This window comes from uncultured Phocaeicola sp., assembly GCF_948499155.1.
Lineage (GTDB): Bacteria > Bacteroidota > Bacteroidia > Bacteroidales > Bacteroidaceae > Phocaeicola > Phocaeicola faecalis.
On the sequence record NZ_CAOOSE010000006.1, the window covers coordinates 40,359 to 52,865 of the forward strand.

Sequence of the window (12,507 nt, forward strand, 5' to 3'; positions counted from 1 at the left end):
TTTAGTTATTTCTTTTTTCCCTGATTGGCCACTGCTTCCATTAGCTTCTTTATCTCTTCCGGATTTCCGAGAAAATAGTCATTCTTCAGATTCAATTTATCATCAAATTCAAAGACATAAGGAACGGCAGTCGGAAGGTTGAGGTGTACAATCTCTTCATCGGGAATGTTTTTCAGATATTTAATGATACCTCTCAAGCTGTTGCCGTGAGCCACCACCAACAGTTCGTCTTCTGTTGCCAGAGCGGGGAAGATAATGCATTTCCAATAAGGCAGAATGCGTTCGATGGTTTCTTTCAAAGACTCGGTGCGGGGTAAGTCGCATTCGGGAACTTCCTTGTAGCGGGTCTCGTGGATAGGATTGCGCGAATCGCTTTCTTCCAATGCATGCGGTGCCACGTCAAAACTGCGGCGCCATATCAGGACTTGTTCTTCTCCGTATTTAGAAGCTGTCTCACTCTTATTCAAACCCTGCAGAGAGCCATAATGCTTTTCGTTCAGGCGCCAGCTCTTTTCTACGGGAATCCAATCCAGGTCCATTTTGTCGAGCACACAGTTGAGTGTCTTGACAGCCCTTTTCAGGAAAGACGTATACGCTTTGTCAAAGTGGAAACCCTTTTCCTTCATCAGTTCGCCGGCTTTGTGGGCGTCGGCTATTCCTTTCTCCGTCAAGTCCACATCCGTCCAGCCGGTGAATCGGTTTTCTTTATTCCATGTACTTTCTCCGTGTCGGAGTAATACTATTCTTTTCATATTTGGTTCTCCTTTCTTGTTACCTTAAAATCGTATGGCTGATATCGGCAAAGTTACTTGCCATTATTTTCATAATCAATACCTACTGATTATGAATTTAACAATGGCGGAGAACGATTTGTTTACTCCCAGTCACTAAATTCAAAGGAGAGCTGTTCCCATCTTTCCTTCTCTGCCGTCCCTTCTCTCTCTTCCTTGGGATTGGATATAGACAGACCGATGAGGCGGATGGGATGGTTGGAGTAGTCTACCTCTTTCAGCAGTTGTTTGGCTAGCGGGAGTATCTTGTCGAGGGTATGCAGTTCATGCGGTTGGGTGATGCTGCGCGTGATTTGGCTGAAGTCGTGGAATTTGATTTTCAGCGTCAGTGTATTGCCGGCAAAACCGTTTCGCTTGAGACGTTCCACCAGTTCGGTGGTCACATGGTAAAGTTCAATGATGGCAGACGAAGGGATGGAAATGTCTTTTTCCAATGTATGTTCACACCCTACGGATTTTCGGATGCGTACTGCTTCTACGGGGCGCAGGTCTATACCTCGTGCAAAGTCATAATAAAGTTGGCCGGCTTTACCGAATTGGCGTGTCAGCATTTCAAGGGTGCAGGTCTGCAGTTCCTTGCCGCTATGTATGCCGAGGGAATGCATCCTTTGGGCGGTGACAGGGCCTACTCCCCAAAAAGATTCGATGGATAGCCGGGAGATGAATTCCAATGCCTGGTCGGGGTGGACGGTGCACAGTCCGTCGGGTTTGCGATAGTCAGAGGCCACTTTAGCCAGGAATTTATTGTATGAAACACCTGCCGAAGCTATCAGTCCCAATTCTTCGCGTATTCGCTTCTTTATTTCCTTGGCAATGTCGACCGCCAAAGGAATGTCGGTCTTGTTTTCCGTCACATCCAGAAAGGCTTCATCCAGCGAAAGAGGTTCGATGATATCAGTATAGGTGTGGAAGATTTCGTGTATCCGGCGCGATACATCTTTATATACATCCATTCTGCCGTGTACGAATATCAATTGCGGACACAGCCGTTTTGCTTTTTGGGACGACATGGCCGAGCGTACTCCATAGCGGCGTGCCTCGTAACTGGCGGCGGCCACTACGCCACGTTCTTCTGCATGCCCCACAGCCAACGGCTTCCCCCGTAGCTCCGGGTTGTCTCTCTGTTCGACGGAAGCATAAAAGGCATCCATGTCGATATGTATAATCTTGCGTTCGGACATATTCAGTTTTTGCATGGCAAAGGTAGAAAAAAAGAGGCGGATTCGGTGAACTTATGCTGAAATATCATTCATCATCCCGGAATAGCTTTTATAATTAAAAAAAATAAATTGCGTGTATGTTTTCAGGAAAACGAATCTTAATCTACGATTTAAAAGGAAACTTAGCCAATGACATAAAAACAGATTTCATAGCACACGAAATAGAATATTTGGAAGATGGAAGTTTAGCCTGTTACTGCGATTATTCAGCAAATGAGGCGTATGAAAAGAATAAGACACGCCCTAATCTTATATTGTTGGATTTAAACAGTGCAGAAACACATCCTTTTTTATATACTCCACAATCAATTTCTGTACAAGAAGTAAATTCGCCTTTTTCAGCTTTGTCTTCACACACTCCTCAGTATGCCTTCCTTTTTGACATATTGACCAATTCTATTTACGAAATCGGGCAAGAAAGAATTAAGAGAACATTTGTACTGAATTTCGGTGACGAGGAGACAGCAAACCAAAAGTCCTATGTCCGCAAGTTGGAAGAAGAGCAATTAACCGCAGAAAGAATTATGCCGGGAGCTTCTGATTCGCCCCAATATCCTGTTATTACATCGTTGATAAGTTGTAATAACTTCCTTTTTCTGAACGCTATCAATTACAGTACGATGGATGTATATCAGATAGTTTACTCTGTAGACGATGCCAAATGTATTTATGGGAAAGCCCAAAAACAATTTCCTATAGAAAACGATATAGATGGTGTTGTTCCCTTTGCGCCCTACGCGGCTTATCAAAGCAAAATATATGGCGTCATAGAGTCATATCAGCTGGCTGCATCAGAACCGACGAATAGTAAAGTTGTAACTTTTTTAGCTGATATTGAAGAAGATGACAATCCTATTATTGTAATGGCTGAGACTAAAAAAATAAATTGAACATTTAACTCATGAAGAAAAAGTATTCCATAATCTTCATTGGTATAGCGATGATAACGTTGAATGTAATTTGTCTGAATTGGGCTATTCAACAGAGAAGAATGAAAGAATTAGCAGCTACAACAGCAAGTGATAGAAAACAGATTCTATCACTTTTATTAGGTAATATACAAATGCATTACACTTATTCAGAATGTCAATTACCTGATATTATATTAATTGATAAATTAAAAAACGAAATAACTCTCTCTTCAATAATAGCTGATAAGAGGAAACTTGCTTTAAAGTTTTCTCCCCAAAATTGTTATTCATGTATTGAATTTGCTATGTCCTGTTTAGAAGAACTTGCCTTAAGCAAGCCTAATATTAAAGAACGATTGTTAATTATTATTAGTGATGCCAGTTATAGGGAATATCAAGCTATATCTAATAGTTTACAATCTGATATTCCTATTTATTTATCTAAAGATTCAGCTTTTAGTACAATATTAAAAGAAGAAAATATTCCTTTTATTTTTGTTATGAATGAAAGATTATGTATGGATGATTTATTTATACCCATAAAAGAAATGCCTAATTATTCAGATTTGTATTTTCATATAATAGAAACAAAATATTTCAGGAATCTATAAAAAGAGGAGAGCAATCTTTCTCTTTGTGGTTTTAAGATTATGCTTAGCCCTCAAATTCTAAATACGATGATAAAACAAAAACTGCTTCCGGCTGTCATGGGATATGCTTGTATATACATATTATGTATTTTTATGACAGCTTGCAATCCTCCCGGTCCATTAGAGCAAACTTTGAGACAAGCAGGAAATACAGGATAGAATTGGAAGAAGTTTTAAAACATTATCAAAAGGACAAATTAAGATATAAAGCGGCCTGTTACTTGATAGAGCGTATGAGCAAATGTTATTCTTATAGCGATTTATATATCGACTCCTTAAAACAACTCAAATGGTTATCTGCCCAGTATGGAGAAGGAACATGGACGGACTCGGTAAACGACCTATGGTATAATTTCTCCTATCGAAAATCGCTGAAAATATATGACTCACAAGTGATTACAGCGGAATACCTGATTGAAAATATTGACTTAGCTTTCAGTGTGTGGGAACAACGTCCATGGGCAAAGCATTATTCATTCGATGATTTCTGCAAGTATATACTTCCCTATCGCATTGGTGATGAACCATTGGAATCATGGCGCAAAATCTATTTTCCATAATTTAGAACCGGAAGTTCGTTTTCTGCCGATGTACCATAAAAATGAAATCTTATGTCCAACAGGATATGCTTTCTCCATCACTCGGACCGGAACCGTAAACTTATATAAGCCTGATACATTAAAAAGACAAAAAGCAATATTAACCCGTAAATATCCGGTTCATGCACATTTTAAAGAATATTTAGAATGTATGACAGGACTAATAATCGAAGGAGACCAATCTATGAATTTCCAAAATCCATGCTTATTAGGCCATATAGAAGATACAATCACAACTAATCAAATATGTTTTGATTCGATACCTTCCTTTCCTGTTAAATATATTCGGCTTATTCCTCCTGGAAAATTCTATATTGAAATAGGTGAAATAGCCTTTTTCGATACAAATAATAAAAAGTTGGATACATATATTTGTAAAGCACCTATAGCTAAAGATGCCAAACATACGGAAAAATGTATTTTGGATGGAGATATTTTATCTTATTACGAATCACAAGAAATAACAAAAGAAGAAATCGTTCTTTCTTTTACAAGAAAAAGTCAAATAGGAAAGATTTTATTTGTCCCACGAAACGATGATAATTTTATTAAAAAGGGAGATGAATATGAACTCTTTTATCAGAATGGGACAAAGGGTTGGATATCCTTAGGTAAACAAATAGCAACAACAGACAGTTTAATTTACAATAATATTCCATCAGGAGCATTACTTTGGTTACGTGATTTAACTCGTGGACAAGAAGAACAATTATTCAGTCTTCAAACCAATGGAAAACAATTGTTTTAATGCTTAAGTATACTTATTGTGACAAGAAGGACAATAGCCACAAGCCTGATATCAACATAGGTAAGATTTTACAAAGAACTGGATGACAATAAAATGGCTTTTAATAAATAATATCATTCACAAAACATAACGGCATAAAGAGAATGCTATTCGCCCTCATTGTTTTGCTGTTCTTTGGTGTTGTCACAGTAACCGCACATAGTAAAGAAAAAGAGTTCAATTTCAATAGAGTGAGCTTAGTGTAAACTCTGCTTGTTCTCTTGTAAAAATTCTGTCCTTTGTTAGGAATTAGGTTCTCCGGGCTAAACGGGAAAGGATGTCTTTTTTCCAATCATTGAGTTGCACTCAAAAGAAAGTTGATAAAAGTTGCTTTCACACGTCACACCCATTGAAATCCTTTGTTCATCGGCGTTTTGAAGTGAAGAAGACGGGGAAGGTTACTTTCACACAGTGCCTCTTTGAATAAGAGATTTGTAAGCATCCGATAAAGTACACATTGTATTTTTCATAAATAGAAGAGGCCATCTCAACAGTTCCTTGCCGCTATGTATGCCGAGGGAATGCATCCTTTGGGCGGTGACAGGGCCTACTCCCCAAAAAGATTCGATGGATAGCCGGGAGATGAATTCCAATGCCTGGTCGGGGTGGACGGTGCACAGTCCGTCGGGTTTGCGATAGTCAGAGGCCACTTTAGCCAGGAATTTATTGTATGAAACACCTGCCGAAGCTATCAGTCCCAATTCTTCGCGTATTCGCTTCTTTATTTCCTTGGCAATGTCGACCGCCAAAGGAATGTCGGTCTTGCGTTCGGACATATTCGGTTTTTGCATGGCAAAGGTAGAAAAAGAGGCGGATTCGGTGAACTCATTAACAGCTTTCTATGTTTATTTACTTATAACATTTATATATCTGAATTTATGGGAAGGGCACGGAAGAACTACTTTATTTATTTAATGATGCTTCTTCTTTTCGGAGGGCTCATTTATATGGCTATTGTCGGGGGCGAACGGTTTGAACATCTATCGTCATCCCGGGTGGCGGGGCAGGCGGGAGATGCTTTTGATATGTTTGTTGTTGTATTGGCGGATAATATCCAACATCCGCTTTCTACCCTGTTGGTTCAAATTATTGTCGTTTTATTGGCGGTGAGGTTGTTTGCTTCATTGTTTCGTGCTATCGGGCAACCGGGAGTGATAGGAGAGATAGTGGCGGGGATTGTTTTGGGACCTTCTGTCTTAGGAACTCTGTATCCGGAGTTGTTCGGCTTCCTGTTTCGTCCCGAATCATTGACCAATTTAGAACTGATAAGTCAACTGGGATTGGTGCTCTTTATGTTTGTTATTGGCATGGAAGTGGACTTCAGTGTATTGAAAAACAAGATAAACGAGACACTGGTCATCAGTCATGCAGGTATTCTGGTACCTTTTTGGGGGGGAATCATCGCATCCTACTGGATATACGAGTCGTATGCTGCACAGCATACAGCATTTATTCCTTTTGCCTTGTTTATAGGTATATCTATGAGTATTACGGCATTTCCGGTGCTTGCCCGCATCATTCAGGAGCGAAATATGACTCGTGAACCGGTAGGGATTCTTACCATAGCTTCAGCGGCCAATGATGATGTGACGGCTTGGTGCCTGTTGGCAGTGGTGATTGCCATAACTAAAGCCGGAACGTTAGGTGGAGCTGCTTATACGGTCTTGCTTACTTTTGTGTATATCGGTGTCATGTTTGGGCTTGTGTGTCCGTTTCTGAAGAAAATCGGTGCCATGTATTCCAATAAAGAAGTGATAAACAAGACGTTTGTCAGCTTTATCTTCTTGGTGCTTATTGTTTCAGCTGCTATAACCGAGGTTTTGGGTATTCATGCACTGTTCGGTGCTTTTATGGCAGGCGTTGTGATGCCTTCCAACTTCGGTTTCAGAAAGGTTATGATGGAGAAGGTAGAAGATATAGCATTGGTATTTTTCCTGCCATTGTTCTTTGCGTTTACAGGGCTCCGCACTCAGATTGGTTTGATAAATACGCCCGAATTGTGGGGAGTATGCCTGTTGCTGGTGACAGTGGCAGTGGTGGGAAAGTTTGGAGGATGTGCGGTGGCTTCCCGCTTGGTCGGCGAGTCGTGGAAGGACAGTTTCACCATTGGCACTTTGATGAACACTCGCGGACTGATGGAACTGGTTGCTTTGAATATCGGTTATGAGCTGGGAGTGCTGCCTCCTTCCATATTTGTGATATTGGTTATCATGGCACTTGTCACGACTTTTATGACTACGCCGTTATTAAACTTTGTCGAATGGAGTTTCACTGTTCATCGACAGAAATCGGCGTTGCAGCGTAAGCTTCTTCTCTTTTTCGGACGTCCGGAGTCCGGAGGTAAGTTATTGTCTGTCTATCGACTGCTTTTTGGTAATCAACTCTCTCAACATCAGATTATTGCCACTCACTATACGCTGGGGACGGATTTGAATCAGACTAGCGCGGAACAGTTTTCGGAAGAAAGTTTTGAACCGATAGAGAAACGTGCCGGCCAACTGCATCTACAGATAGAAAAACGTTATCGTGTAACTGATAATTTGGTTCCCGATATGATTTCAATGGTGGAAGATGAAGCACCCGATATTCTGTTGTTGGGTGCCGGACCACGGTTTATGACAGATGGTGAAAAGTCTATGACCTCTTTCTTCGGGCTCTTCCGTAAGAAAGTGAATGATGTGTTGGAAGAAGTTTCCTGTCCTGTGGCTGTTTTTGTCAACCGCGAGTTTAGGGAGGGAGAGGAAATTGCGGTTCTTGTCAATGGTGCGGAAGACGAGTTCCTTTTCGGCTACCTGAAGCCGTTGTTGGAGGAGGGAAACCATGTACTTCATCTCTATTATTTTAAAGGGGGAGACGAGGAGTACATGGCACGTGTTTGGAACTTGGGCAAACAATATTCCGGCAACGTACATCTGCGTCCTTTGGTAGAAATAGCAGATTTACGTTTGCCGGATTCTTACGGTTTACTGATTCTGAGCTATAATGCTTGTGTCGGCATTGCGGCAGATGAAGAAATCTTTAAGTCACTTCCTTCTTTGCTGGTGATTAAAGATACCATACATTCATTCGTCATTTACAAATGACATTGAATTCGTAAATGGAAGGTGGTGCAGATGCTTTCAGTACGTTCAGGCGTATTTGTGAAGTGCGGTAACAGTAAGGAAAATGAATGACCTTACAGTCGCCCATGGGAACGTCCGAACGGTAAATCGTTTCCCAATCCCCATCCTTCCATATTTCTATTTGATAGTCCTTGATGCGGTTAATCCTGTAGTTGGAGAAGCCGTCCGTTCCGTTTTTGACATCGCAATATTCGAAGATACTGATTTTATTGAAAGGTTCTTTCTCGTCCAGCGTCAGGGTCAACGTCGCCACTGTGTCGGCAGCCGCCCATCGGGTTTGCATACCTCCGTCTGTGGCAAACTGTGCACCATATTTGTCCTCGTCATTGCCGTAGGTGGAAGAGGCAGTCACTGTACTGTTCAATGAAATGAATTTTCCGTTGCGCGGCAAAGTTTTCCCTTTTTTTATTCCCAGCCGTTTGTTCAGTTCGATGATAGTGCTGGCTTCATGTTCGCGTATGCGTCCGGTTTGGTCGGGCGGAATGTTTACCACCAATGTATTATCATTGTCGGTACACCAATAGAACAGCTCTTCCAGTTCATCCAAATCGCGGACAGGCATGACGGACGATTTCTGGAACCAGTTCCATGCCTTGCTCAGACAAAGGGTGTGCTCAAAAGGCAGATAATAAGATTTTCCTTGATGTAGATACTGCTTCTTGTCGGCTTTGTGGGCAATTTTAGGGTCCCACAAACGGAAATCGCTTGGAAAGTATTGGAAGGTGTATTTGTTATCCACCGTCATAGAGTCGGGGAGTGCAAACTTACGTTCTCCCTCTTTCAGGACAATGGTATGATTGACTCCTACGGCGCATGTGGGTTGCAGTTTCTTGATGTGTGAATAAATGCGGGGCAATTGCCACTCTTCCGGCTTCTTGTCCCATCCTCCGTCAAACCATATTTCCTGCACCGGTCCATAGTTGGTCAGCAGCTCGGTTAGTTGGTTTTGCATATAGTCAATGTACTTGCCGAAGTCTTTTCCTTTGTACAGGGGTTCGTGGCGATCCCACAATGAATAATAGATGGCAAACTGCAGACCGTACTTTTTGCAGGCCTTGGACACTTCGCCCACCACATCTGTCTTAACGGGCGAGGAAGCCACATCGTAGTCGGTATATTTACTGTCCCACAGGCAGAAGCCATCGTGATGCTTAGTGATGAGCAGGACATAGCGGAAGCCGGCATCTTTGGCCACCCTCACCCATTGGTCGCAGTCCAGTCGGGTCGGGTTGTATGCACTGACGGGGACAGTGCCATCCGACCATTCATCTCCTGAGAATGTATTCACTCCAAAATGTATAAACATTCCGTATCCACGTTTCAGCATGGCTTTTTGAGTCTCATTCGGAGTATCCGAAGGGGTGATTTCCTGAGCGTGTGTACACACTATCGCGAATAGTAGTGCAAGAAAAAGAATGGATTTGTGTGTTTTCATATAATTGGGTATTCTATTTTGTTTCAGTTTTCAAAAGTATATCTTTTCTGCTGAATAGGCTAATATATAACAAGTAAATTCAGACCTTCTTTTAATATTCTTTACCCGCCGAACAGTTTTTCTATCCGTCTTTTGCCGGATGAAAGGAATGTATCACACGAGATTTCATTGCCAAGAGTCTGTCAGTCAACGCACTCGACTACCTTGTCGGAAGGAGTGCTTTTGTGTTCCGGGTTTTTATATATCTCCTTCAATTCTTCAAATGCGCTTTGAAGATAACTTATGTGCTCTTCTTTAAACATTAATTGTTTTTGACATAACTCTATGTTCTGTTCTAACAGGTCAATCATTTTTTCATTGTTTTCGACTTGGGCCATCAATATTTGGTTGTAATAACAGGTATCTTCGTATTTCGTGGCTAACTTGTGAATTCAATAGTGGGACTGTTGGCTAAGTTTTGTAATGGTCACTTCCAACATTACAAAGACAACTCTTTCATCCACTGACATTAGCCGGGCAATAGTATATATATCGGTTTGGTTGGCAAACGCAAGGAATACTTTACGTTCGTTTTCTCCGAGCAACATGCTCAGTGCATGACTGACAATCTCGTTGATGGCTATAACCTGTTCGCTCAGTTTTTGTGTAAGGCCTCTTGTCGTGTTGCCTGTTTTCTATTTTTTCTTAGAGCGAAGCGCTTTTTGCAGAACATTTACCAGCGAGTCCTTCTGAGTCAGTTGCTTGAGCGCATCAATATAGGCCATCAGGCTGTCTTCATCCACAAGAATTACACCCGCAGCGTCGGAATAAACCACTTCGTGTGTTTCGAGTATACGAAGCATTTCTTTTTGGGAGATGCCATACTTTCTCATCAGTGTTCTGATTCCTTTCCAGTTAGTCATATTGCTGTTTTTTAGGTTAAGAGAGAATGAAATAAAGATATGAATATTTAAGGATATATTGTCTTTTTTTTTAGCACAAAAGCTTTCTGTTTTTTGGGGTAAAGTTTGTCCGAAGCTGGAATACATGGTGTTTGGAACTCCCTAAGTCGTTCCATTAGTCGGAGTAAGCGTTTTCATCCTTTCGATTATGCCTTTCTGTCCGTCAGATTACTACAGTCTTCGGCAGTGGACTGTATAGTCCGCTACAGTAGACCGTACAGTCCATTGCAGTGGACTGTACAGTCCGCCGGCGGAGACTGTAATAATCTTCCGTTTAAAAGTCCTTGGCTGACAGTATGCAACGGCTTACTCTTCCCTTTGTTTGTGCTATGTTATAAGGAAATAAAAGAATTGATATATCAGGCTATTGATGAAAAGGATTCACTAATATCGCGAATCGTACAAATATGGATTATTTTTGTGTCATCAAAGAACGGTTATATGAACGTAGAATTTGAAAAGGAACATTTGGCAAGACTTTATGAAAAAGGAAAACCGATGACAAGAAGCATCGTTTCCAACCTCAAACAGTCAATGGTTATTAAAGAAAATAACTGCTTTGTTTTAAAAACAGCTATTGGTATGATATTATAAAAACAAGAATAAGGTTTCTAATGGAGCATCTAAAACATGGGTAGGGCATAAGTTATCCGAAAAGTGATTGACCCAAAGTGTAATCAAAAGGTAATCGCTATAAATGAAAAGGAGTTAGGTCAATGACTTAACTCCTTTTGCTCAGCTTGTCGGGGTGACTAGATTCGAACTAGCGACCACACGCCCCCCAGACGCGTACTCTAACCGGGCTGAGCTACACCCCGAATTGCGGATGCAAAGGTACAGCTTTATTTTAAAATAGCAAATCTTTCAGCTTCTTTTTTTAGAATAAAATGCATTTTGTTTTATTGAAGCCTATGTATCAGTTAGTTATTGTTTGGCTCTAAATTATACTTGATTACATGGATTCACGATAGAAATCGAGCATATCCATAATTTCTTCTTTAGTTGCCGACTGGTTGATTTGAATGTCGCCCACATCAGCCAATAAAGTAAAGTTGATTCTGTCGGCGATATTCTTCTTGTCATGTGTCATGAACTCGTAAAGACGGTCATAATGTTTGCAGTCGAAATCCAGTTTACCATAATGATTCTTGATAAATTGGAGAGTTTGGCGCAGTTTGTCTGTGGGAAAGCCAATCTTTATATGAGAGAAATATAGTTCGCAGACCAGTCCCCAGGCAACAGCATAGCCGTGTAGCACCGGATGATTGGTCTCCAAAGCAAAACTTTCAAAAGCATGCCCCACCGTATGTCCCAAATTCAAAGCCTTGCGTATTCCGGTTTCATATGGGTCACATTCGACAATCTTCTCTTTGATTTGAACGGATTTGGCAACCAGCTCTTGCAATGCCTTATAGTCTGTCTTGTTGAAGTCGAAGTTTAATAACTCAGCCCAATGTTCAGGTGTGCTGATAAGCCCGTGTTTCAACATTTCCGCGTAGCCGGAAAGCAGATTGTGCATATCCAGTGATTTTAAGAATTCACTGTCTATCAGCACTGCTTCAGCCGGAGAGAAGACACCGATTTCATTTTTCAATCCATTGAAGTTGATGCCGGTTTTTCCTCCTACAGAAGCATCTACCATGGCAAGTAAAGTGGTGGGGACATTGATATATTCAATGCCTCGCTTGAATGTTGAGGCTGCAAAACCGCCCAAATCTGTCACCATTCCTCCACCTAAGTTGATGAGCAGTGAATGGCGCGTAGCTCCTCGGTCGCCTAATTGTTTCCATACATAGGCCAAGGTATCAAGATTCTTATGTATATCCTCGGCACCGATGCTAATCAGTTCCGCATCCGCAGTAAAGCCGGCTTCTTTAATGACCGGTATGCAGAGTTCGCGGGTATGCTCGTCAACCAGAATGAATAATTTGTCATACGTGCATTGGCCGATGGCATCCGCTAAATTCTCGTTTAGATTATGGCAGATAATAACCTTTTGTTTACTCATAGCTTTTTATATATTTGCCTGCAAATTTAGGTAAAAAAGCAAA

General features: G+C 41.2%; 10 protein-coding genes, 1 tRNA gene and 2 pseudogenes. 6 read left to right on the forward strand and 7 right to left on the reverse strand.

Annotation, left to right across the window (positions count from 1 at the left end):
* Nucleotides 1-5: 5 nt before the first annotated feature.
* Nucleotides 6-752, reverse strand: a complete 747-nt coding sequence (gene gpmA, locus QYT14_RS06475) for a 2,3-diphosphoglycerate-dependent phosphoglycerate mutase (RefSeq protein WP_288324536.1) — start codon at nt 750-752, stop codon at nt 6-8.
* Between the two features lie 122 nt (nt 753-874).
* Nucleotides 875-1,972 carry a DNA polymerase IV gene (gene dinB, locus QYT14_RS06480; RefSeq protein ID WP_289307097.1) on the reverse strand — a complete coding sequence of 366 codons (1,098 nt, stop codon included), beginning with the start codon at nt 1,970-1,972 and terminating at the stop codon, nt 875-877.
* Between the two features lie 116 nt (nt 1,973-2,088).
* Here dinB and QYT14_RS06485 point away from each other — a divergent pair, with 116 nt between their 5' ends.
* The 4 genes from QYT14_RS06485 (at nt 2,089) to QYT14_RS06500 (ending at nt 4,919) form a co-directional block, all read left to right on the forward strand.
* Nucleotides 2,089-2,901, forward strand: a complete 813-nt coding sequence (locus tag QYT14_RS06485; RefSeq protein WP_288324538.1) for a 6-bladed beta-propeller — start codon at nt 2,089-2,091, stop codon at nt 2,899-2,901.
* A gap of 101 nt (nt 2,902-3,002) precedes the next feature.
* Entirely contained in the window at nt 3,003-3,533 is a 531-nt protein-coding gene (locus QYT14_RS06490; protein ID WP_288324539.1) for a hypothetical protein, read from the forward strand.
* Between the two features lie 200 nt (nt 3,534-3,733).
* Nucleotides 3,734-4,132: a hypothetical protein gene (locus tag QYT14_RS06495; protein WP_288324540.1), complete on the forward strand. Its 399-nt coding sequence runs from the start codon at nt 3,734-3,736 to the stop codon at nt 4,130-4,132.
* Nucleotides 4,092-4,919: a hypothetical protein gene (locus QYT14_RS06500; RefSeq protein WP_288324541.1), complete on the forward strand. Its 828-nt coding sequence runs from the start codon at nt 4,092-4,094 to the stop codon at nt 4,917-4,919. The genes QYT14_RS06495 and QYT14_RS06500 overlap by 41 nt, the downstream gene beginning before the upstream one ends.
* 530 nt (nt 4,920-5,449) lie before the next feature.
* Here the strand turns inward: QYT14_RS06500 and QYT14_RS06505 are convergent.
* Nucleotides 5,450-5,737: pseudogene (locus QYT14_RS06505) on the reverse strand (DNA polymerase IV); the annotation flags it as partial.
* A 99-nt stretch (nt 5,738-5,836) separates the two neighbouring features.
* Between QYT14_RS06505 and QYT14_RS06510 the strand changes: the two are divergent.
* The gene (locus QYT14_RS06510; protein ID WP_288324542.1) at nt 5,837-8,041 is read left to right on the forward strand and encodes a cation:proton antiporter; all 2,205 of its coding nucleotides are present in this window, start codon (nt 5,837-5,839) and stop codon (nt 8,039-8,041) included.
* Here QYT14_RS06510 and QYT14_RS06515 read toward each other — a convergent pair.
* The gene (locus QYT14_RS06515; protein ID WP_288324543.1) at nt 8,028-9,515 is read right to left on the reverse strand and encodes an alpha-L-fucosidase; all 1,488 of its coding nucleotides are present in this window, start codon (nt 9,513-9,515) and stop codon (nt 8,028-8,030) included. The two genes, QYT14_RS06510 and QYT14_RS06515, sit on opposite strands and share 14 nt — an antisense overlap.
* A 674-nt stretch (nt 9,516-10,189) precedes the next feature.
* Nucleotides 10,190-10,417 carry a hypothetical protein gene (locus QYT14_RS06520; RefSeq protein ID WP_288324544.1) on the reverse strand — a complete coding sequence of 76 codons (228 nt, stop codon included), beginning with the start codon at nt 10,415-10,417 and terminating at the stop codon, nt 10,190-10,192.
* Nucleotides 10,418-10,843: 426 nt separating this feature from the next.
* Between QYT14_RS06520 and QYT14_RS06525 the strand changes: the two are divergent.
* Nucleotides 10,844-10,998, forward strand: a pseudogene (locus QYT14_RS06525) (addiction module killer protein); the annotation flags it as partial.
* A gap of 201 nt (nt 10,999-11,199) precedes the next feature.
* On the opposite strand, the gene QYT14_RS06530 reads toward QYT14_RS06525, so the two are convergent.
* Nucleotides 11,200-11,274, reverse strand: a tRNA-Pro gene (locus tag QYT14_RS06530).
* 134 nt (nt 11,275-11,408) lie between these two features.
* Nucleotides 11,409-12,464, reverse strand: coding sequence for a 3-dehydroquinate synthase (gene aroB / locus QYT14_RS06535; RefSeq protein ID WP_237040321.1), 1,056 nt, complete (start codon nt 12,462-12,464; stop codon nt 11,409-11,411).
* Between the last annotated feature and the right edge of the window lie 43 nt (nt 12,465-12,507).